The organism is Mesorhizobium sp. BR115XR7A (assembly GCF_020165315.1).
GTDB classification, from domain to species: domain Bacteria; phylum Pseudomonadota; class Alphaproteobacteria; order Rhizobiales; family Rhizobiaceae; genus Mesorhizobium; species Mesorhizobium australicum.
Genome location: NZ_JAIUHW010000005.1, coordinates 112,495 through 133,078 on the forward strand (window position 1 = coordinate 112,495; position 20,584 = coordinate 133,078).

A 20,584-nucleotide genomic window follows, 5' to 3' on the forward strand; every position below is an offset into this window, starting at 1 on the left:
GGCTCTGCTTAGCCCAGCACCACATTGGCCGCGCTCTCGGGCAGATCCTGGCCGAAGGCGCGCTGGTAGAACTCGGCAACCACCGAACGCTCCAGCTCGTCGCACTTGTTGAGGAAGGTCAGCCGGAACGCCATGCCGACATCGCCGAATATCTCGGCATTCTCGGCCCAGGTGATGACGGTACGCGGGCTCATCACCGTCGACAGGTCGCCATTGATGAAGGCCGAGCGCGTCATGTCGGCGACGCGCACCATCTTGTTGACGATGTCCTTGCCCTTGGTGTCGCGATAATGCTTGGCTTTGGCCAGCACGATGTTCACTTCATTGTCGTGCGGCAGATAGTTCAACGTGGTAACGATCGACCAGCGGTCCATCTGCGCCTGGTTGATCTGCTGGGTGCCGTGATAAAGGCCGGTGGTGTCGCCCAGACCAACCGTATTTGCGGTCGAAAACAGCCGGAACGCCGGATGCGGGCGGATGACCCGGCTCTGGTCGAGCAGCGTCAGGCGGCCGGACGATTCCAGCACGCGCTGGATGACGAACATCACGTCCGGACGGCCGGCGTCATACTCGTCGAAGCAAAGCGCGACATTGTGCTGGTAGGCCCAAGGCAGGATGCCGTCGCGAAATTCGGTGATCTGCAGGCCGTCCTTGACCACGATCGCGTCCTTGCCGACAAGATCGATACGGCTGACATGGCTGTCGAGATTGACGCGCACGCAAGGCCAGTTGAGGCGGGCGGCGACCTGTTCGATATGGGTCGACTTGCCGGTGCCGTGATAGCCCGACACCATGACGCGGCGGTTGTAGGCAAAGCCGGCGAGGATCGCCAAGGTCGTCGCCTTGTCGAACAGATAGTCGGGATCGACATCGGGCACATGCTCGCTGGTGACCGAGTACGCTGGCACCACCATCTTGGACTCGAAGCCGAATTTCTCCTTCACCGACACCGTCGCGTCGGGCAGGTTGGCGATGTCGCGATCGACCTTGTTCATATCTCTCAACGTCTCCACGGGCGAAACGTCGCGTTTCGCCGGCAATCCATTTTGTTCGGGGGCGGTCTTAGAGCCTTTTCCAACCTTATGAAAGTTGGAAAACGACACGAACCATAGGGTCGCTCAGCACAGGCCCGCCTGTTTGAGCACGCGATAGGCCTGAAGCACATCGCGGAACCGGTCTTCCGAACCTCTGTCGCCGCCATTCGCATCCGGATGGTGACGCTTCACCAGTTCCTTATAGCGCGCCTTGATGTCCTTGCCAGTCGCCTTTGTGTCAAGGCCAAGCGTTTCCAGCGCCTTGGCCTCAAGCGGCTTGGCCTTGCGCTCGCGCGCCTCGCGCGGATCCTTCGGTCCCTTGAACAGGTCGAACGGGTCGCGCATGCGGTTGTAATAGCCTGCGCGGCCGGAGCGCATCTGCGCCATGTCGGGCGAGGACCGGGTCGAGGCGCCGTTGACGCCCATCTTCCAGGTCGGCCGGTGGCCGGTCATCGCTTCCTTCTGGAAGCGCGCCACCTCGGTGTCCGGCACGCCGGAGAAGTAGTTGAAGCCCTTGTTGTACTCACGCACATGGTCGAAGCAGAAGCGGAAATACTCGCCCTCCTTCATGCGGCCGACCGGCGCGCGATGCGTGCCCGCCTCCTTGCAGCCATCCCACTGGCAGATCGGCGCGTGCGCCTTCACCTCCGCGTCCTTGTCGGGGCGGACGCGAATCTTCTCGAAATATTTGGGATACGGCTTCATCTCACCCATTTATGGGGCGTTCGCAGATGCGAAACAAGAATTGACATTTTCGCGATGATCGCCCTAACCGCTGAATCGCGGCTTAAAGCAGGCGGATGACCGATTTTGTTGCGCGCCAACGGACCGGCGAAACCTATTTCGGGTTTTCACGGCGGCGCGCCAACCATATGTGGTGAAGGGAGAAGACGATGTCCATACAGGCGACCATGGAAGACAAGCTCAACAAGGCATTTTCGCCCGAGCGGCTGGTCATCCTCAACGAAAGCCATCTCCACGCCGGCCATCATCATGTGGAATCCGGTCACCACGCTGAGTTCGATGGTACCGGCGAGACACATTTCCGTGTCCGCATCGTCTCGGCGAATTTCGTTGGCATGAGCCGCGTTGATCGCCACCGCGCCGTCAACGAACTGCTGGCCGACGAGTTGAAGGCGGGCGTTCACGCGCTGGCTATCGAGCCCGCGGCGCCCGGCGAACAGACCCGCTGGTAAGCCAAGTCTTCGAGCTGGCCCGTAGCGCGTCTCGCGCTGCTCAGATTATCGCTTCGATCAGGAATAGCCCGCGCCGCGACAAGGCAGCATCGAGCAGCGCGTCGAACCGCTCGCAGGTGTCGGCACGCGCCGCCTCCACGCCCATGCCTTTGGCCAGCGAAACCCAGTCCAGCGCCGGATGGTCGAGGTCGAGCATGCGCCTGGCATTTTCGCCGATCGCGTTCACCCCGACATTGCGCATCTCGCCATGCAGGATCGCATAAGTGCGGTTTGAAAAGACGATCGTCACCACGTCGAGATTTTCCCGCGCCTGCGTCCACAGGCCCTGCACCGTGTACATGCCGCTGCCGTCGGCCTCCAGATTGATCACCTTGCGGCCGGGACAGGCGATCGCCGCGCCTGTCGCCAGCGGAATGCCGCCGCCGATCGACCCGCCCGTGCCCATCATGTAGTCGTGCGGCGCGGCAAAGGCCGACATCGCGAAGAAACGTCGCGCCGAGGTGACGGCCTCGTCGCAGACGATCGCGTCGCCCGGCAGCTTTTTGGCCACCGAGAGTGCAATGGCATCTTCCGTCAAGCTGCCGGTTGGCGTTGCTTCCTCGGGAAAGGCGCTTGCAACCAACGCCGGCTGCGATTGCCTGACGCCCAGTTCGTCGCCAAGCGCCTCCAGTGCCGCATGCAGATCCTGACCATGGGCGGCGAGCGTCAGCACCTGGCAATCGTCACGGACAAGCCTTCCCGGTTTTCCCGGATAGGCGAAGAAGGCGACCGGCTCCTTGCCGCCGACCAGCACAAGGACATCGATATCCCTGAGCGCTGCCGTCGCCGCGTCGACCGGATAGGGAATGCGCGTCGGCGCGACACGCCCGCGCCCGCGCTGCATACGCGCAATCAAAACCTCGCTGAACAGCCTGACATCGCAGGCCGCTGAAATCTGGCCGGCGATCTCGAGGGCATCGGCCCGCGCCGCCCGTCCCCGAACGATCATGCCGGCGCGCCCGGGAGCGGCACGGATCGCGGTAGCCACCGCTCGCACGGCGTCGATGTCGACGGCTGGCGGCGATGCGAGTTCCACCTTGCCGGGCGAAACCGGGTCGGCGTCGCCCCAGGCCGCGTCCGCCGGCAGGATCAGCGTGGTGACACCCGGCGGTGTCAGCGAGGCGCGAAAGGCCGCCTCCGTGGCCGGTTGGACATCGGCGGGCCCTCCGATGCGGCGCACCCACTTCGACATCGGCGCCGCCAGCCCCTCGATATCGCTGGTGAGCGGCGCGTCGAGCGGCAGATGGTAGGAGGCATGGTCCCCGACGATGTTGATCATCGGGCTGAAGGCGCGCCTTGCATTGTGCATGTTGGCCAGCCCATTGGCGAGGCCCGGGCCGGTGTGCAGCAGCGTCGCGGCGGGACGATCGGTCATGCGCGCATAGCCGTCGGCCGCACCCGTCACCACCCCCTCGAACAGGCCGAGCACGCAGCGCATCGACGGCTTGCGGTCGAGGGCCGCGACAAAATGCATTTCGGATGTGCCGGGATTGGCGAAGCAGACGTTCACGTCATTGGCCAACAGCACGTCGCACAGAACATCGGCGCCATTCATGCGAATTTTCTCCCATTCACGAAGAGCAATTGCACCCGCGGATATCGGCACGGCAATATCCCGCCGCCGTTTTTGGCATGATCCAGCCACGGAATGGGCGAGCGACGGTCGGCAGGATCAGGCGACCGTCGATTTCAGGAACGCTGGCGCGGCGGCGTTCGGCGCATTGCCGTCATCTCCGCCGAAATCGCGGTTGATGGACGGCCATTCGGGCCGGAGCGACGGAACAAACAATGCCTTCCCGCAGTTGAATATGCGAGCCCCATCAGAATGGCTCCGAAGGCAACGATCATGCGTGAGAACCAATCCGACGTCTTCCATCTCTTTTCGGAAATTTATGCGAACGCCGCCCAGGAAGAGATAAGTCTCCAGCAATATCTGCTCGCCTGCCGCGAGGACAAATCGATGTATGCCTCGGCGCCGGAACGAATGGTCGAGGCGATCGGCGAGCCAAACCTGGTCGACACCAGCAAGGACGAGCGGCTAGGCCGTATTTTCTCGAACCGGACCGTCAAGATATATCCCTCCTTCTCCGACTTTTACGGGATGGAAGATACGATCGAGCGCATCGCCGGGTATTTCCGCTATGCCTCCCAGGGCCTCGAGGAGCGCAAGCAGATCCTCTACCTCCTGGGTCCGGTCGGCGGCGGCAAATCCTCCTTGGCCGAACGGTTGAAGAAATTGATGGAGGAGCGCCCGATCTACACGCTCAAGGTCGGCAACCAGATCAGTCCGGTTTTCGAATCGCCGCTTGGCCTGTTCCATCCCGATCGCATGAGCGATCTCCTGGAGGACAAATACGGGATAGCCAGGCGCCGCCTGAACGGACTTATCTCGCCATGGGCGGCCAAGCGCCTCGACGAACTGTCCGGCGACATTTCCAAATTCAGCGTCGTCAAACTGATGCCGTCGCGGCTGCGCCAGATCGGCATCGCCAAGACCGAGCCTGGCGACGAGAACAACCAGGACGTCTCGGCCCTGGTTGGCAAGGTCGACATCAGGCAATTGGAAAATTTCAGCCAGTCCGACCCTGACGCCTATTCCTACAGCGGCGGGCTGAACCGAACGACGCAAGGCCTGCTCGAATTCGTCGAGATGTTCAAGGCGCCCATCAAGGTGCTGCATCCATTGCTGACGGCGACCCAGGAAGGCAGTTACAACGGCACCGAGAATTTTGGTGCCTTTCCCTACCAGGGCATCATCGTTGCCCATTCCAACGAATCCGAGTGGCAACAGTTCAAGAACAACAAGAACAATGAGGCGTTTCTCGATCGCATCCTCGTGGTCAAGGTGCCGTATTGCCTGCGCATCACCGAAGAGAGGCAGATCTACGAGAAGCTGCTGCGCGAGAGTGAATTGGCCTCCAGCCCTTGCGCGCCCGAGGTGTTGGACATCCTCAGCCGGTTCAGCGTCTCGACCCGCCTTGCCGAGCACGACAATTCGCCGCTGCACACCAAAATGCGCGCCTATGATGGTGAGAACCTCAAGGAGGTCGACCCGAGGGCGAAGTCAGTCCAGGAATATCGCGACGCCGCCGGCGTCGACGAAGGCATGACCGGCGTCAGCACGCGCTTCGCCTTCAAGATCCTGTCGCAGACGTTCAACTACGATACCAACGAGGTCGCGGCGGACCCCGTGCATCTTATGTACATCCTGGAAGAAGCGATCAAACGGGAGCAGTTTCCGAAGGAGACGGAAGCCGCCTATCTCGAATTCATCAAGTCGGAACTGGCCGCCCGTTACGCCGAGTTCATCGGCCATGAAATCCAGAAGGCCTATCTGGAATCCTATAGCGAATATGGCCAGAACCTGTTCGACCGCTACATCGCCTATGCCGATGCCTGGATCGAGGACCAGGACTACAAGGACCCCGACACCGGCCAGATCCTCAACCGCGAGGTGTTGGACAACGAACTGTCGCAGGTCGAAAAGCCGGCAGGCATCGCCAATCCGAAGGACTTCCGCAACGAGGTGGTGAAATTCACGCTGCGTGCCCGGGCACGCAACCATGGCCGCAATCCGTCATGGACGAGCTACGAGAAGCTGCGCGAGGTCATCGAAAAGCGCATGTTCGGCCAGGTCGAGGACCTCCTGCCGGTGATCAGCTTCGGCTCCAAGCAGGATAGCGTCACCGAAAAGCGGCACAATGAATTCGTCCAGCGGATGGTGGAGCGCGGCTATACGGAACGGCAGGTGCGCCGGCTGGTCGATTGGTACATGCGGGTGAACAAGGCGGGCTGAGCGCAGTCCGAATGGTTGCATGCCGATCTTTATCGACCGCCGCCTGAATCCGAAGGACAAAAGCCTTGGCAACCGCCAGCGCTTTCTCAGGCGTGCCCGCGAGGAGCTCAAGCGCAGCATTCGCGACCAGATCCGCGCTGGGCGGATCGCCGACGTGGACGCGGAGCACGTCGTGCCGATGCCCGAAAGAGGCACTGGCGAGCCGACCTTCAACGACGCCAGGGACACCGGCCGGCGCCGGCACATCCTGCCGGGCAACAGGCAATTCTCCCAAGGCGACCTGATCCCCAAGCCCGGCCAGGGCGGAGGCATGGGCGGTTCGTCACCGGGAAAAACCGCGTCCGAGGACGACTTCCGTTTCGTGCTTTCGCGCGAGGAGGTGCTGGATCTCTTTTTCGAGGATCTCGAACTGCCCGACCTGGTCAAGCTCAACCTCAAGGAGATCCTTGCCTTCAAGCCGCGCCGGGCGGGTTTCGCCGCCACCGGTTCGCCAACCAATATCAATGTCGGCCGCACGATGCGCAACAGCCACGGCCGCCGCATTGCGCTCAGGCGCCCCAAGCAAGCGGCGGTCGACGCGATCATGCAGGAACTCGCCTTGCTGGAGGCGGCGCCGCCTGATGCTCAAACGCGCGAGCGCGTCGTGGCGCTCAAAGAAGAGATCGAGCGGCTGGAGCGCCGGCGCCGGCGGATTGCCTTCGTCGACCCGGTCGACATCCGGTTCAACCGCTTCGACCAGCGCCCGGTGCCGAATGCGAAAGCGGTCATGTTCTGCCTGATGGATGTGTCAGGCTCGATGGGCGAGCGCGAGAAGGACCTGGCCAAGCGCTTCTTCGTGCTGCTGCACCTGTTCCTGAAGCGACGTTATGAACGCACCGAAATCGTCTTCATCCGCCACACGCACGAGGCGCAGGAGGTGGATGAGGAAACCTTCTTCTACTGCGCGCAAAGCGGTGGCACCGTCGTTTCCACCGCGCTCGAGGAGATGCATCGCGTCATCGAGCAGCGTTACCCCGCGAGCGAGTGGAACATCTACGCCGCCCAGGCCTCGGACGGCGACAATTTCGCCACCGACTCCGAGCGCTGCATCGCCCTGCTGAACGGCAAGCTCATGCGCCTGTGCCAGTATTTCGCCTATGTCGAGATCATCGACGAACGCGAGAGTCACATCTTCGGCGCGACTGAAAACGGGACGTCGCTCTGGCGAGCCTACAGCGCCATCGAATCGAACTGGCCGAACTTCCAGATGAGCCGCATAGCCACGGCCGCCGATATCTATCCTGTCTTTCGTCAGCTCTTCGCCAAACAGCCCGCGCTCCGGAAGAGCGCCTGAGGGGAAACCATGGCCAGGACAGCCAGCAAACCGGGTTTGCTCTTTTCCGGATCCGACTGGGATTTCCAGAAATTGTCGCACGCCTACGAGGCGATCGCGGCAATTGCCATCGAGGAACTCAAGCTGGACACCTATCCGGTGCAGATGGAAATCATTTCCTCGCAACAGATGCTCGACGCTTATTCATCGGTCGGCATGCCGCTGATGTACCGTCATTGGTCGTTCGGCAAGCATTTCCTGTACCAGGATTTTCTCTACCGCAAGGGTGGACGGGGCCTGGCTTACGAACTGGTCATCAACTCCAATCCCTGCATCGTCTACCTGATGGAGGAAAACACCATGGCCTTGCAGGCCCTGGTGACGGCGCATGCCGCGCTCGGACACAATCATTTCTTCAAGAACAATCATCTGTTCCGGCAGTGGACCGACGCCGGGGGGATTCTGAGCTATCTGGAGTTCGCCAAGGGCTACATTGCCCGATGCGAGGAGCGGCACGGACTGTCGGCCGTGGAAAGCATTCTCGACTGCGCCCACGCGCTGATGGAACAAGGCGTGTTCCGATATCACAGGCCGCCAAAGCTGTCGTCGGAGCGGCAGCGTGAAGGGCTGCGCGAGCGCCTGGAATATGAAGAACGCTCCTACAACGACTTGTGGCGCACGCTGCCTCCCTCGCAGGACAGCAGCAAGACCGAGAAGAAGGACGAAGGCTTGGCGGAGCGGAAGAAATCGCTCAACCTGCCCGAGGAAAATCTGCTCTATTTCCTCGAGAAGAACAGCCTTGTCCTGGAGCCCTGGCAGCGCGAGATCATCCGCATCGTGCGTATCGTCGCGCAGTATTTCTATCCGCAGCGGCAAACGCAGGTGATGAACGAAGGCTGCGCCACCTTCGTGCACTACACCCTCATGAACGCATTGTTCGACCGCGGCCAGATCAGCGAGGGCGCCATGCTCGAGGTCCTGCGCAACCATTCCAATGTGATCTTCCAGCCGGCCTTCGACGACCCCCGGTTCTCCGGTATCAACCCATACGCGCTCGGCCTCGACATGATGCAGGACATACAACGCATTTCGACCGCGCCGACGGCGGAGGACCGCGACTGGTTTCCCGACATCGCGGGCCGCGGTGACTGGCGCGATGTGCTCCTGGACGCCTGGGCCAACCACCGCGACGAATCCTTCATCCGCCAGCACCTCAGCCCAGCCCTGATACGGAAATGGCGGATGTTTGTCCTCGCCGATCAGGCCGACGACGCACATTACGAGGTGGCCTCGATCCACAATGAGCGCGGCTACCAAAAGATACGTGCCGCGCTGGCCCAGAGCTACGACATCGGCGCGAGCCGGCCGGATATCCAGGTGGTGGATGTCGACCTGCTCGGTAACCGGCATTTGCGGCTGCAGCACAAGGTGAAGGAGGGCGTACTGCTCGACAGTGGCAGCCGCGACGCGACCCTGCGCCATGTCCGAAGCCTCTGGGGCTATGAGGTCAGCCTCGCTTCGGTCGACGCCGAAACCGGTGCGACGCTCAGCGAACGGTCAAGCAACGACTTTTGAATTTCCGCCCGGCGGCATCGGCGGCTGCCAGGCACAACGAGTGGAACACGCCACGGACAGCCGGTGCGCTCAACCGACCGTCGATTTCAGGAACGCCAGCGCGGCAGCGGTCAGCGCGTCGCCGTCCTCGCCGAAATCGCGGTTGATCGACATGTGCGTATAGGCGGTGCCGTCGAACAGCGTCACCTCGGTGCCGCTGGCGCGCAGGCGCTCGGCAAAGGCCGTGGACTGCTTGCCGCGACCGTCGGCGCGGGAATAGGCGATGAAGGTCGGCGGATGCTTGCGGCCATCGACATAGCTCGCCGGTGACAGTGCCGCCCACTGCGAAGGATCGGAAAAGACACGCGAATAGGCCCGCACCATGCCGCCACTTCCGGCAAGGGCGGCGAGATCGTAAGCCCTTGTATCGTCGAGAAGCAGGCCAGCGACGCCGGGCAATCCGCCGCGCATGCCGGTCAGGGCGATCAGATGGCAGCCGGCCGAATGCCCCATGCCGACGATGCGGTTGGGATCGCCACCATGTTGGGCGATGTTGGTCCTGACATACGCATAGGCCTTTTCCACGTCGCCCGCCTGGGTGGCGACATCAGCCTGCGGCAGCATGCGGTAGTCGATGGAGACGAAGCAGAAGCCGTTGGCAAGCAGGAAGGCCGGCTTGGCGTTCACCTGGCTGCGTTTGCCGGTCCGCCAGGCGCCGCCATGGACGAAGAAGACCACTGGCAGGTCTTTCGCACCATCGGGCGCATAGATATCGAGCTTGGCCGGACCGTAGTCGACAGTTTCGGCGGATGGCGTATCTCGCGCCGCTCTCGTGCCGGTTGGCAACAAGGCAGCCACCGAGGCCAGGAGCAAGGTTCGCCGATCGATCGTCATCGGCGAAGAATGCATCCCGGCGGGCGGGAGTTCCAACGAAGGATTGGCAAGGCGACGGCTCGATGGCAATTCCAGGAAAAGTGCGCAGCGGTTTCCCGTCTGGAATTGCCTAAGAACAAAGAGTTAGAGCGGCTCGGAGAACCTACCAACACTGAAACGCTTTAACTGTCGCCGGCCGGCCGGATCCTGACCCTGGCAATCCGGTTCTTGTCGCGTTTCATGACGACGAAGCGCTTGCCGTGGAAGGTAAAAGCCTGCTTCTCCTCGGGGATCGATTGCGCCTCGTGGATGACGAGGCCGGCGATGGTCGTCGCCTCTTCGTCCGGCAGGTTCCAGTCGAGCGCCCGGTTGAGGTCGCGGATCGGCACCGTGCCTTCGACGACGACGGAGCCGTCCGCCTCCTGCTTGACGCCCTGGATGTCGACATCGTGCTCGTCGGCGATCTCGCCGACAATCTCCTCGATAATGTCCTCCAGCGTCACCAGCCCTTCGACCTCACCATATTCATCGACGACGACGGCAAAATGCGTCTTGCGGCGCAGGAAGGCGTTGAGCTGTTCCTGCAAGGTCGTGGTGTCGGGCACGAACCACGGTTTTGACGCGATCTTCATCACGTCGATCCGCGAGAAATCATTGCCGACTTCGTTCAGCGCGCGCAGCAGATCCTTGGCGTGCAGCACGCCGACGATGTTGTCGAGTGAACCTTTCCAAAGCGGCATGCGGGTGTGCGGGCTCTGCAGGATCTCGCGCACCACCGCTTCCGGCGCATTGTCGGCATTGACCGAGCGCATATTCGTGCGGTGGACCATGACGTCGGAAACTTCGAGCTCTTCGAGGTCGAACAGGCCGCCGACGCGGTCGCGATCCTCACGCACCACCTGGCCGTCGCGGCGAAAATCGTCGACCGCGCCGCGCAACTCGTCCTGGCTCGACCGCTGCGGCTCGATGCGCGACAGTTCATAGCCGAACATGGCAAGCAGGCGGGTGCGCACGGCAACGACCAGGATGACGAGGATGGCAAGAACGGCGAAGACGACCCAGCCAGTGTCCATCTCAGCCGGCTTTCCCGTTGCCTGGATGGTTTTCCCTGAGGAACGCCAGCACTTCCGAGGCCGGCACATCCTTGGCGATGAAGGCCTCGCCGATGCCGCGCGTCAGAATGAAGGTCAGCGCGCCGCGCGACACTTTCTTGTCCTGCGTGATGAATGAAAGCAGCGCATCCGCATCGGGCAAGTCGCCCGGAATGTCGGCCATCCGCCACGGCAGCCCGACGGCACGCAGATGCGCCTCGACGCGGGCCGCGTCGTCGGGGCTGGCGAGATTGAGCCGAGAGGAGAACCGGTACGCCAGCGCCATGCCGATGGCGACCCCCTCGCCGTGGACGAGGCGCGTCCCGTCATACTGCGTGGCGGCTTCGAGCGCGTGCCCGAACGTATGGCCGAGGTTGAGCAGAGCGCGGTCGCCGGTCTCGAACTCGTCGCGGGCAACGACATCGGCCTTGGCACGGCAGGCTTCGGCAATGGCCTCGACCCGCTCCGGTCCGCCGGCGAACACCTTTTCCCAATTCGTTTCCAGCCAGGCGAAGAAATCCGGCCGGTCGATCAGCCCGTATTTGGCAAGCTCGGCATAGCCGGCGCGAAATTCGCGGATCGGCAGCGTGTCGAGCACTTCGGTATCGGCCAGCACCAGCTTGGGCTGGAGGAAGACGCCGACGAGGTTCTTGCCGCGCGGGCTGTTGATGCCGGTCTTGCCGCCGACCGAGGAATCGACCTGCGCCAGAAGCGATGTCGGAACCTGCACGAAATTCATGCCGCGCCGCACGATCCCGGCGGCAAAACCGGTGAGATCGCCGATGACGCCGCCGCCAAGCGCGATGACGACGTCGCCGCGCTCCAGCCTGGCGGCCAGGAGGCCGTCGACAACCGCCTCGAGATGGGCAAAGCTCTTGGTTTTTTCGCCGGGCGGCATCGTAATGATCGCGGGCTGGATGCCACTCTTCTCGAGCCCGGCTCTCAGCGTATCGAGATGCGCGGCGGCGACGTTCTCGTCGGTCACCACAGCGGCGCGCGTGCCCGGCAGCCGGCGCGAAATCTCAACGCCGGCGCGCGACAGCAGGCCGGAGCCGATCAATATGTCGTAGGCGCGGTCGCCCAGACCGACTGTGACTGTGACTGGCTGATCCACGCTCATGATTCGACCTCGCCCGTCGCGGCTATCGCATCGATGCCGAAATGCCGGCAGAGCGCCTCGATCACCTCGGCCGCGATGACCTCCTTGCGATCGTCGCGGGTCGGCACGGTGACGTCAGAGGTGGCATAGACCGGATAGCGTTCCGCCATCAGCCGCTCCAGCACGGCGCGGGGATCGGCGCTTTTCAAGAGCGGCCGGTTCTGCTTCTTGGAAACGCGGTCCATCAGAAGGTCGAGCTCGGCCTTCAGCCAAACCGAGACGCCATGGGCGGCGATGGCCTCGCGCGTCTGCGCGTTCATGAAGGCACCGCCGCCGGTCGACAGAACCTGCGGGCCGTTTTCCAGCACGCGCAGGATGACACGCTGTTCCAGGGCCCTGAACTCGGTTTCGCCATAGCGCTCGAACAGCTCCGGAACCGTCATCCGCGACACGCTTTCGATCTCCTGGTCGCTGTCGATGAAGGGCAGCGAAAGCATGGTCGCCACCTTGCGGCCGATCGCCGTCTTGCCAGCGCCCATCAGCCCGACAAAGACGATGGACCGGCTGCCCAGCCGGCCAAGCAGCGCGGCATGGGTCTCGCCTGGGGGATTTGCCTGTAGCGCGTTCATCGGCTGTTTCTTCGGCCCTCTTTGCCGGCGTATCGACATGAAAAGCCGGTTTGCGTCAAGCGTGCCAAGTGCCATGGGCCGATATGGACAGAGCGACGCTTGCATCGGAAGTTGCTAACAGGGCTCCGCTTCTTCCTTGAATTGGCCGGATAGGCGTCCCATAAGGGCACAGGGTTTGGAAACGCAGAACAAGAAGACGGGCGAGAACTGAATGCCGACACTGTTTCGCTTTGTCGTGACCCTCGCGATTCTGGCCGGCATTGCCTATGGTACGATGTTCGCGCTGGTGATGTTCGTCGAGCCGAAAAAAGCCGAGATGAGCGTGCGTATTCCGCCGGAAAAGCTCAATCCGAAGAAAAACTGAACCCCAAGAAGACCGACTCGGAACCGCTTCAAGGACATGAACAGCGCCGCTCGCATCGAGGCCTTCCTGGAAATGATGAGCGCCGAGCGGGGAGCGGCGGAGAACACGCTTTCCTCCTATCGCCGGGATCTCGAGGATGCTTCCGGCGGGATCGATGGCGGACTTGCCCGCGCCGGCGCCGCCGACATCAGGGCCTATCTCGACGATATCGCCGCGCGCGGCTTCGCGCCGACCTCGCAGGCGCGCAAACTGTCGGCGATCCGCCAGTTCTTCAAGTTCCTCTACGCCGAGGGCCTGCGCGCGGATGACCCCACCGGCACGCTGGACAGCCCGAAAAAAGGCCGTCCGCTGCCCAAGACGATGAGCGAGGCCGAAACCGGCCGGCTGATCGATCGCGCCGCGCAGGAAGCCGGCGATGACAGACTCGGCCACGCCGACAGGCTGGCGGCCTTGCGCCTGCATGCGCTGGTCGAAGTGCTCTACGCCACCGGACTGCGCGTTTCCGAGCTGGTCGGCCTGCCGGTGACGGTGGCGCAGCGCGATGACCGTTTCTTCATGGTACGCGGCAAGGGCGACAAGGAACGCATGGTGCCGCTGTCGGCCAAGGCGCGTGCGGCGATGCGGAGCTGGCTTGACGCCCGGGCCAAGCTGCCCGGTTTCGCCAACAGCCCGTTCCTGTTTCCGGCGGCATCCGACAGCGGCTATCTCTCGCGCCAGGTCTTTGCCCGTGACCTGAAAGGATTGGCCGCGCGCGCCGGCATCGCCTCGGCCAAGATCTCGCCGCACGTGCTGCGCCATGCTTTCGCCAGCCATCTTCTACAGAACGGCGCCGACCTGAGAGCCGTTCAGCAACTGCTTGGCCATGCCGACATATCGACGACACAGATTTACACCCATGTGCTGGAAGAGCGGCTGGTGCGGTTGGTCAACGATCATCATCCGCTTGCCGACTAGGCCTCATATCGCTATGTGAGGACGACATTTCACCGCCCGGAGCCTTGGTTTCAACGGTTCCGCGGTCATTGCCTTCCGACGTATCGGTCCGCCCAAGCATGTACAATTACCTCGATTTCGAAAAGCCGGTGCAGGATCTTGAGCTCAAGATCCTCGAGCTCAAGAAGCTTGCCGAGAACGGCGAGGCGGTCGATGTCGCCGATGAGATCACCAGGCTCGAGAAGCGCTCGCGCGACGCGCTGCGCGAACTCTACAAGGCGCTGACGCCGTGGCAGAAGGTGCAGGTGGCGCGCCACTCCGACCGGCCGCACTGCATCGACTACATCAAGGGCCTGTTCAGCGACTTCACGCCACTCGCCGGCGACCGCAATTTCGGCGAGGACCAGGCGATCGTCGGCGGCTTTGCCCGTTTCCGCGGCGAGCCCATCGCGATTCTCGGCCAGGAAAAGGGTTCGGACACGGCGAGCCGCCTGAAGCACAATTTCGGTTCGGTGCGCCCCGAAGGCTATCGCAAGGCGGTGCGGCTGATGGAACTGGCCGACCGTTTCAAGATCCCGCTTTTGACACTGGTCGACACGGCCGGCGCCTATCCCGGCGTTGGCGCCGAGGAGCGCGGCCAGGCCGAAGCCATTGCCCGATCGACCTCGGCCTGCCTTGGCCTGAAAGTACCGTCCATCTCGGTGGTCATCGGCGAAGGCGGTTCGGGCGGCGCCATCGCGATTGCCACCGCCAACCGCGTCTACATGCTCGAACACGCCATCTATTCGGTGATTTCGCCCGAGGGTGCCGCCTCCATCCTGTGGCGCGACACGACGCGCTCCAAGGACGCGGCGACCAACATGAAGATCACCGCGCAGGATCTTTTGGAACTGAAGGTCATCGACGCCATCATCCCCGAGCCGATGGGCGGCGCCCAGCGCGCGCCCGAAACGGTGATTGCCGCGACCGGCGATCTCATCGCCAAGACGATGAAGGAATTCGCCGGCGCCAACATCGATTTCCGCGAACAGCGCCGCGAGAAATATCTGGCGATGGGCCGCAGCCTCTGACGCCGCTTGGGCGGCGGAACAGGGCTGACGGAAGCTGTCTGTCCACCCCAAATGTGGCGGCGATGAGCAGTTTCGCCACAAAAATGCCGCCCCATTCGGTTCAATGAAATCACCGCGGGAGATTGGCCGAGCTTGCGGTAAGGAATTTTCAAGGTTAACGGGCTTACGGTCCGTCAGTGTTCAGCATGCGGGTGTGGCCGTTTCGAAGCCATTGGCCCGAAAGAAAAGACATAGCCTTATCCATGTTTGTCAAGCTTGCTCGTACTGGAGTTCTTGCCGCCTCGATTGCCGTCGCGGGCTGTAATGATTCGTCGATGAAGGACTTTGCCCCGGAAGCCAACAAGCCGCTGCCCGACAAGATCCTTGCCGATATGAGAGCCAAGGGCATGGTCCGCACCTCTTCGGTAATGGCGCGCATCTTCAAGGAAGAAGGCAAGCTCGAGATCTGGAAGGCCAAGACCAACGGTCGCTACGACATGGTGGCGAGCTACGACATCTGCAAATGGTCGGGCAAGCTCGGGCCGAAATACACCGAAGGCGACCGCCAGGCGCCGGAAGGTTTTTACACGGTTCGCCCGTCGCAGATGAATCCGCGCTCGAATTACCATCTGTCGTTCAACATCGGCTTTCCCAACGCCTATGATCGTGCCAATGGCCGCACCGGCCAGAACCTGATGGTCCATGGCGCCTGCTCTTCATCGGGCTGCTATTCGATGACCGACGCCCAGATCGAGCAGATCTACGCCTTCGGCCGCGACGCCTTCCAGGGTGGCCAGACCGAGTTCCAGATCCAGGCTTTTCCGTTCCGCATGACAGCCGCCAACATGGCGCGCTACCGCAACGACCCGAATTACGAATTCTGGAAGATGCTCAAGGTCGGCTACGACAATTTCGAGGTCACCAAGGTGCCACCGAAAGTCGACGTCTGCGAGAAGCGCTACGTCTTCAACCAGGTCGCTCCCGATGGGCAGACCTTCAATCCGACCGGCCCCTGCCCGGCGACCACGCAGCCGGAGTCGCTTAAGAGCGCCTATAACGCCTATCAAAGCACCTATGACGCGGCCTTCAACAGCGCGCTCAAGGCCAGCGTGCCGCCACCCAAGCCGACGATTGCCGGCATCAAGGAAGCCAGCATCGTCTCCGACTGGTCCAAGCGCCGGGCGCGTGGCGAGCGCGTGCCGATCGATCCGCCGTCGCTCAACACCGACGGTTCGGTCACCGAGACGGCGCGCATGGGCCGCATCGATTCGCCCGCCGGTCGCAAGATGGCCGCGCTCGAGGCCGAAAAGGCCGCCAAGGAGAAGGCCGAGCGAGAGCGGGTGGCGGCCATAGAAGCGGCAAAAGCGGCGAAGGAGGCCGCCAAGGCGCAAGCGTTGGCCGAAAAGGAAGCTGCCAAGGCGCAAGCCGTGGCTGCGAAGGAAGCGGCCAAGGCCGCCAAGGAAGCTCCGGTTGCCACCGCGACCATCGCGGCTCCGGCGGAGGCCGCGCCGGCAGCCGAGACGCAGGCTGCGAGCGCCGATGAAAGCCGGGTTACGAAGCTGAAGAACAAGCTGCTCGGCATGTTCGGCGGCTGAGGTTTTTACCTTGGCCGAACTGATAGCTATCTACGACCTCAAGGGGCTGAACTGCCCTTTGCCGGTCCTCAAGGCGAAAAAGCGCCTGGCCGGGATGCAGCCCGGCAGCAGGCTCTGGCTCGAAACCACCGACCCTCTGGCTGTTATCGATATTCCTGCCTTCTGCGCCGACAGCGGACATCAATTGATCGAGACGGCGGCGATGTCCGGTGGCCATCGCTTTCTGGTCGAACGCGGCGAATACCAATCGTAGGAGGCTAACGTCCGGCGATCGCCAGCGGATTGTTTTCCAGCGCCGCGCGGTCGGGCGTGTCGACCGACGGCCGGTTGGTGAAGGCGGCGAACAGCCGGCGCACATAGTCTTCCGGCATGTCGAGCGTAATCAGCACCAGCCGCGTGCCGCGCTGGCTGTCCGGCCAGGACGGCAATCGCACCGGCGGATGCAGGATCTTCTGGACGCCATGCACGACCAAGGGCCGCGACGGATCCTCCTGCAATTCGATGACGCCCTTCATCCGTAGCAGATGCTCGCCATGTGTGGAACGCAGGAGATCGAGGAACATCTCGATGGCTGAAAACGGCACCGGCCCGTCATGCACCAGCGAATGGGTTTTTACGCGCTGATCGTGGCGATGGGCATGGTCATGCCCTTCATGGTCATGGTCATGCCCTTCATGGTCATGGTCATGGTGGTGGTGATCATGCGCGGCTTCTTCGCCGAGCCAGCGCCGCACGTCGGCGGACTTGGTCGCGGGATTGTAGAGACCGCAGTCGAACAATGCGGCCACCCCGGTTTTCGTCTCCCCGGCATCGAGCAGTCGCGCCCCGGGATTGATCTGCCGCAAGCGCGCCCTTAGCATGGCGAGGTCGCCGTGATCGGTGGCCAGATCGGCCTTGGAGAGCACGATGCGGTCGGCCACGGCGACCTGCTTGACCGCCTCGGCATGCGCATCGAGCGTAGCATTGCCGTTGACCGCATCCACCAGGGTGATGACGCCGTCGAGCCGAAAGGCCTGGACCAGCGCCGGATGGGCCATGATCGACTGCAGCACCGGCGCCGGGTCGGCCAATCCCGTGGTCTCGACGATGACGCGGCCAAGCCGGGCGATACGGCCGGTCTGCAGCCGGTCGACCAGGTCGGCCAGCGTGTCGACAAGTTCGCCGCGCACCGTGCAGCACAGGCAGCCGTCGGAAAGCTGGATGATGCCGTCGGAGGCCTGCTCGACCAGCAGGTGGTCGATCGCCACGTCACCGAACTCGTTGATGATGACCGCGGTGTCGACGAGCGCCGGATCCTTCAGGAGCCGGTTGAGCAATGTCGTCTTGCCGGCGCCGAGAAAGCCGGTTAGCACCGAGACTGGGATCGGGAAACCGCTCATCTGGTTCTGCCTTCTAATTTGGGCATGATCTCTCGCGAAAGCCGGATTTCACTTTTTGGATCGTGCTCTAATTCGCGACCTTGGCCGGCTGGTCGCCTTGGGCGGCGGCACCCACGACTTTCGGGCCCGTGCCGGCGGGTACCGGCTTGTCGGGCCGCCAGGTCGGGATTGGCACGTCGGCATATTCCTGCGCGCCCTCGTCAAGGATCGCCTTCGGCGCCGGACCCGTGGCGCCGCCAAGGCCGACGGCAACCAGTGTCGGCACATGGTCGAGCTTCTCCCGATAGGGCGATTTAGGCTGGTCCTTGGCGGCGGCCGGCGGCGGCGCCTCGGACTGCTCCGCCTTCCTCTTCTTCTTGCAGACTTCGTCATGCATGTCGTTGGGCGAGATCAGATCACCGTAGGGAGCGAGCGTGGTGACGGTGGTGGACCCGGCGGCAGGTGCGTCAAAGCCCTGATCGAGCAATTTGGCCGCGGCTTCGGCGCGGCTGACCGCCGACTTCTCGCCAAGCACGACCGCCACCAGCGTACGTCCGTTGCGGGTCGCCGACCCGATCATGTTGAAGCCCGACGGGCAGACAAAGCCGGTCTTCATGCCGTCGGCGCCGGGATACCGGCCGATCAGGAGATTGTAGTTCGGAATGGCCCTATTGCCGACCGCGAGCCCCTCGATCGAGAACCACGGCGCATATTGCGGGAACTCGCGGCGGATCGCCATCACCAGGATCGAAAGGTCGCGTGCCGTCGTGTACTGGTCGGGCGAGTAAAGGCCGTTCGGGTTGACGAAATGGGTGCCGTTCATGCCGAGCCTGGCCGCCTCGGCATTCATCCTTTCAGCGAAGGCGGCCTGCGAGCCGCCGACATTCTCGCCGACCGCCATGGCGATGTCGTTGGCCGACTTGACCAGCATCATCTTCAGCGCATTGTCGAGCCGCATCACCGAGCCGGGCTTGAAACCCATCTTGCTTGGCGGTTCGCCGGCGGAATGTTTGGTCACTTTGATCGGCGAATCGAGCTGGACTTCTCCGGCCGCGATCGCCCGGAAGGTCACATAGGCGGTCATCAGCTTGCTGAGCGAGGCCGGATACCAGCGCTTGAACGCATCCTGGTGCTGCAGGATCTGGCCGCTCTTCAGGTCGAAGACCACCACCGGATTGGCCAGCGCTGGCCCAGCCAGGACGGACAGCATGATTGCGCCAGCCGGGAATAGTTTGAGGAAATGCCTGTACCGCATGATCGAATCCGAAATCGCCTCTTGCCCTGATTGCCCCTGGCTCCGTAAGATTTCATTACGTGACCGCCAGCATAAGGATCCGACCCTCAAAAACCGGACCGCATTATTGCGGTGCTATTTACCCTATGTGACGCCAACATGGCAAAGCGCCTGACAATCACAATTGCAAGGCACCCCGGGCCCAATTGCAAACCACCAGGCTGAAGCCGGCTGCACCAATAACGAAATGGAACCATCATGCCAATCCTCAACCGCGCCGCCGAAATGCAGGACGAAGTCGCCGGCTGGCGACGGCATTTGCACCAGACGCCAGAACTGAACTTCGATGTCTTCAAGACGGCGGCCTTCGTCACCGAAAAGCTGAAAGAGTTCGGCTGCGACGATGTGGTGACCGGCCTCGGCAAGACGGGCGTCGTCGGCATCATTCGCGGCCGTCAGGGGGAAGGTCGCACAATCGGGTTGCGCGCCGACATGGATGCACTGCCGCTCAAGGAGATCACCGGCAAGCCCTACGCGTCGACCGTTCCGGGCAAGATGCATGCCTGCGGCCATGACGGCCACACCGCGATGCTGCTCGGCGCGGCGAAATATCTCGCCGAGACGCGCAATTTCACGGGCTCCGTGGCGGTGATTTTCCAGCCGGCGGAAGAAGGCGGCGGCGGCGGCAACGAGATGGTCAAGGACGGCATGATGGAGCGTTTCGACATCGCTAAAGTGTTCGGCATGCACAACATGCCCGGCCTGCCGGTCGGCCAGTTCGCCATCCGTCCGGGCCCGATCATGGCGGCGACGGCCGAATTCACCATCACCGTGAAAGGCCGGGGCGGCCATGCGGCGATGCCGCACGGCACCATCGATCCGATCGTCATCACCAGCCAGTTGGTCGGCGCCTTGCAGACGATCGCCTCGCGCAGCACCGATCCGGTCGAGGCCGTGGTGGTGTCGGTGACCAAGTTCCACGCCGGCGACGCCTACAACATCATCCCGGAATCGGCCGAGATCGCCGGCACCGTGCGCACGCTGAAGAAGGAAGTGGCCAGGAAATCGGAAGAGCGGATCCGCGCCATCTGCGCGGGACTTGCCACCGCCTATGGCGCGACGATCGAGGTCGACTACGACGCGAACTACCCAGTGACGTTCAATCATGCGGATGAGACGGTCTTCGCCAGCGATGTGGCCGCCGACGTGGCGGGCGATGCCCAGGTGCACCGCGAGATCCAGCCGGTGATGGGCGGCGAGGATTTCTCCTACATGCTGGAAGCCCGGCCTGGAGCCTTCATCTTCATCGGCAATGGCGAGACCGCCGGTCTCCACAATCCGGCCTACGACTTCAACGACGAAGCCATCCCGCACGGCATGAGCTATTGGGTGAAACTGGCGGAGACGGCGCTAGCCGCCTGAGGCCGG

Annotated in this window: 19 protein-coding genes; 10 read left to right on the top strand and 9 right to left on the bottom strand. The window is 62.8% G+C overall.

Annotated elements, in window-relative coordinates:
- Window positions 1–8: 8 nt before the first annotated feature.
- Both cobS and LB557_RS12285 read right to left on the bottom strand, forming a co-directional pair.
- Window positions 9–995: a cobaltochelatase subunit CobS gene (gene cobS, locus LB557_RS12280; protein WP_140616804.1), complete on the bottom strand. Its 987-nt coding sequence runs from the start codon at window positions 993–995 to the stop codon at window positions 9–11.
- 123 nt (window positions 996–1,118) lie between these two features.
- Window positions 1,119–1,748 carry a J domain-containing protein gene (locus LB557_RS12285; RefSeq protein ID WP_032922426.1) on the bottom strand — a complete coding sequence of 210 codons (630 nt, stop codon included), beginning with the start codon at window positions 1,746–1,748 and terminating at the stop codon, window positions 1,119–1,121.
- Between the two features lie 179 nt (window positions 1,749–1,927).
- Here LB557_RS12285 and LB557_RS12290 point away from each other — a divergent pair, with 179 nt between their 5' ends.
- Window positions 1,928–2,230 carry a BolA family protein gene (locus LB557_RS12290; protein WP_140712832.1) on the top strand — a complete coding sequence of 101 codons (303 nt, stop codon included), beginning with the start codon at window positions 1,928–1,930 and terminating at the stop codon, window positions 2,228–2,230.
- Window positions 2,231–2,270: 40 nt separating this feature from the next.
- Here LB557_RS12290 and LB557_RS12295 read toward each other — a convergent pair whose 3' ends face one another.
- Window positions 2,271–3,824 carry an acetolactate synthase large subunit gene (locus LB557_RS12295; RefSeq protein WP_224644070.1) on the bottom strand — a complete coding sequence of 518 codons (1,554 nt, stop codon included), beginning with the start codon at window positions 3,822–3,824 and terminating at the stop codon, window positions 2,271–2,273.
- 291 nt (window positions 3,825–4,115) lie between these two features.
- On the opposite strand from LB557_RS12295, the gene LB557_RS12300 reads away from it, so the two are divergent.
- From LB557_RS12300 to LB557_RS12310, 3 genes are read left to right on the top strand one after another with little or no spacing between them, the layout of a single operon-like run.
- Window positions 4,116–6,065 carry a PrkA family serine protein kinase gene (locus tag LB557_RS12300; RefSeq protein WP_041163660.1) on the top strand — a complete coding sequence of 650 codons (1,950 nt, stop codon included), beginning with the start codon at window positions 4,116–4,118 and terminating at the stop codon, window positions 6,063–6,065.
- A 19-nt stretch (window positions 6,066–6,084) separates the two neighbouring features.
- On the top strand, window positions 6,085–7,398 hold the full coding sequence (locus LB557_RS12305) for a YeaH/YhbH family protein (RefSeq protein ID WP_224644071.1): 1,314 nt from the start codon (window positions 6,085–6,087) through the stop codon (window positions 7,396–7,398).
- Window positions 7,399–7,407: 9 nt separating this feature from the next.
- The gene (locus LB557_RS12310) at window positions 7,408–8,952 is read left to right on the top strand and encodes a SpoVR family protein (protein WP_224644072.1); all 1,545 of its coding nucleotides are present in this window, start codon (window positions 7,408–7,410) and stop codon (window positions 8,950–8,952) included.
- 69 nt (window positions 8,953–9,021) lie between these two features.
- Here LB557_RS12310 and LB557_RS12315 read toward each other — a convergent pair whose 3' ends face one another.
- From LB557_RS12315 to LB557_RS12330, 4 genes are all read right to left on the bottom strand, one after another.
- A complete protein-coding gene (locus LB557_RS12315; RefSeq protein WP_015315499.1) occupies window positions 9,022–9,825 on the bottom strand; it encodes an alpha/beta hydrolase in 804 nt (267 codons plus the stop codon).
- Window positions 9,826–9,986: 161 nt separating this feature from the next.
- Window positions 9,987–10,877 (bottom strand): HlyC/CorC family transporter, encoded by an 891-nt coding sequence (locus tag LB557_RS12320; protein ID WP_141906886.1) that lies wholly within the window; start codon window positions 10,875–10,877, stop codon window positions 9,987–9,989.
- A gap of 1 nt (window position 10,878) precedes the next feature.
- Window positions 10,879–12,015 (bottom strand): 3-dehydroquinate synthase, encoded by a 1,137-nt coding sequence (gene aroB, locus LB557_RS12325; protein WP_224713062.1) that lies wholly within the window; start codon window positions 12,013–12,015, stop codon window positions 10,879–10,881.
- On the bottom strand, window positions 12,012–12,623 hold the full coding sequence (locus LB557_RS12330) for a shikimate kinase (protein WP_140823989.1): 612 nt from the start codon (window positions 12,621–12,623) through the stop codon (window positions 12,012–12,014). Before LB557_RS12330 ends, aroB begins: the two co-directional genes overlap by 4 nt.
- A 211-nt stretch (window positions 12,624–12,834) precedes the next feature.
- Here LB557_RS12330 and LB557_RS12335 point away from each other — a divergent pair, with 211 nt between their 5' ends.
- The 5 genes from LB557_RS12335 to LB557_RS12355 all read left to right on the top strand — a co-directional run bounded on the left by LB557_RS12335 (window position 12,835) and on the right by LB557_RS12355 (window position 16,817).
- Window positions 12,835–12,987 (top strand): hypothetical protein, encoded by a 153-nt coding sequence (locus LB557_RS12335; protein ID WP_015315495.1) that lies wholly within the window; start codon window positions 12,835–12,837, stop codon window positions 12,985–12,987.
- Between the two features lie 36 nt (window positions 12,988–13,023).
- Window positions 13,024–13,941 carry a site-specific tyrosine recombinase XerD gene (locus tag LB557_RS12340; protein WP_224643487.1) on the top strand — a complete coding sequence of 306 codons (918 nt, stop codon included), beginning with the start codon at window positions 13,024–13,026 and terminating at the stop codon, window positions 13,939–13,941.
- A 98-nt stretch (window positions 13,942–14,039) separates the two neighbouring features.
- Window positions 14,040–14,990 (top strand): acetyl-CoA carboxylase carboxyltransferase subunit alpha, encoded by a 951-nt coding sequence (locus LB557_RS12345; RefSeq protein ID WP_140616795.1) that lies wholly within the window; start codon window positions 14,040–14,042, stop codon window positions 14,988–14,990.
- Between the two features lie 242 nt (window positions 14,991–15,232).
- Entirely contained in the window at window positions 15,233–16,564 is a 1,332-nt protein-coding gene (locus LB557_RS12350; protein WP_224643488.1) for a murein L,D-transpeptidase family protein, read from the top strand.
- 10 nt (window positions 16,565–16,574) lie between these two features.
- On the top strand, window positions 16,575–16,817 hold the full coding sequence (locus tag LB557_RS12355; RefSeq protein WP_015315491.1) for a sulfurtransferase TusA family protein: 243 nt from the start codon (window positions 16,575–16,577) through the stop codon (window positions 16,815–16,817).
- A gap of 4 nt (window positions 16,818–16,821) precedes the next feature.
- On the opposite strand, the gene LB557_RS12360 is transcribed toward LB557_RS12355, so the two are convergent.
- Together LB557_RS12360 and LB557_RS12365 are read right to left on the bottom strand one after the other, a co-directional pair.
- Window positions 16,822–17,943, bottom strand: coding sequence for a CobW family GTP-binding protein (locus tag LB557_RS12360; protein ID WP_140790717.1), 1,122 nt, complete (start codon window positions 17,941–17,943; stop codon window positions 16,822–16,824).
- Between the two features lie 67 nt (window positions 17,944–18,010).
- Window positions 18,011–19,177 carry a D-alanyl-D-alanine carboxypeptidase family protein gene (locus LB557_RS12365; protein ID WP_015315489.1) on the bottom strand — a complete coding sequence of 389 codons (1,167 nt, stop codon included), beginning with the start codon at window positions 19,175–19,177 and terminating at the stop codon, window positions 18,011–18,013.
- Window positions 19,178–19,414: 237 nt separating this feature from the next.
- Between LB557_RS12365 and LB557_RS12370 the strand changes: the two genes are divergently transcribed.
- On the top strand, window positions 19,415–20,578 hold the full coding sequence (locus LB557_RS12370) for a M20 aminoacylase family protein (RefSeq protein WP_140616792.1): 1,164 nt from the start codon (window positions 19,415–19,417) through the stop codon (window positions 20,576–20,578).
- Window positions 20,579–20,584 lie beyond the last annotated feature (6 nt).

Coding starts and splice junctions, on each gene's coding strand:
- LB557_RS12360 (WP_140790717.1), bottom strand. CDS start 17,943: ATGAGCGGTTTCCCGATCCCAGTCTCGGTGCTAACCGGCTTTCTCGGC.
- LB557_RS12315 (WP_015315499.1), bottom strand. CDS start 9,825: ATGACGATCGATCGGCGAACCTTGCTCCTGGCCTCGGTGGCTGCCTTG.
- LB557_RS12345 (WP_140616795.1), top strand. CDS start 14,040: ATGTACAATTACCTCGATTTCGAAAAGCCGGTGCAGGATCTTGAGCTC.
- LB557_RS12370 (WP_140616792.1), top strand. CDS start 19,415: ATGCCAATCCTCAACCGCGCCGCCGAAATGCAGGACGAAGTCGCCGGC.
- LB557_RS12365 (WP_015315489.1), bottom strand. CDS start 19,177: ATGCGGTACAGGCATTTCCTCAAACTATTCCCGGCTGGCGCAATCATG.
- LB557_RS12310 (WP_224644072.1), top strand. CDS start 7,408: ATGGCCAGGACAGCCAGCAAACCGGGTTTGCTCTTTTCCGGATCCGAC.
- aroB (WP_224713062.1), bottom strand. CDS start 12,015: ATGAGCGTGGATCAGCCAGTCACAGTCACAGTCGGTCTGGGCGACCGC.
- LB557_RS12330 (WP_140823989.1), bottom strand. CDS start 12,623: ATGAACGCGCTACAGGCAAATCCCCCAGGCGAGACCCATGCCGCGCTG.
- LB557_RS12285 (WP_032922426.1), bottom strand. CDS start 1,748: ATGGGTGAGATGAAGCCGTATCCCAAATATTTCGAGAAGATTCGCGTC.
- LB557_RS12320 (WP_141906886.1), bottom strand. CDS start 10,877: ATGGACACTGGCTGGGTCGTCTTCGCCGTTCTTGCCATCCTCGTCATC.
- LB557_RS12290 (WP_140712832.1), top strand. CDS start 1,928: ATGTCCATACAGGCGACCATGGAAGACAAGCTCAACAAGGCATTTTCG.
- LB557_RS12295 (WP_224644070.1), bottom strand. CDS start 3,824: ATGAATGGCGCCGATGTTCTGTGCGACGTGCTGTTGGCCAATGACGTG.
- LB557_RS12340 (WP_224643487.1), top strand. CDS start 13,024: ATGAACAGCGCCGCTCGCATCGAGGCCTTCCTGGAAATGATGAGCGCC.
- LB557_RS12300 (WP_041163660.1), top strand. CDS start 4,116: ATGCGTGAGAACCAATCCGACGTCTTCCATCTCTTTTCGGAAATTTAT.
- cobS (WP_140616804.1), bottom strand. CDS start 995: ATGAACAAGGTCGATCGCGACATCGCCAACCTGCCCGACGCGACGGTG.
- LB557_RS12335 (WP_015315495.1), top strand. CDS start 12,835: ATGCCGACACTGTTTCGCTTTGTCGTGACCCTCGCGATTCTGGCCGGC.
- LB557_RS12305 (WP_224644071.1), top strand. CDS start 6,085: ATGCCGATCTTTATCGACCGCCGCCTGAATCCGAAGGACAAAAGCCTT.
- LB557_RS12350 (WP_224643488.1), top strand. CDS start 15,233: ATGTTTGTCAAGCTTGCTCGTACTGGAGTTCTTGCCGCCTCGATTGCC.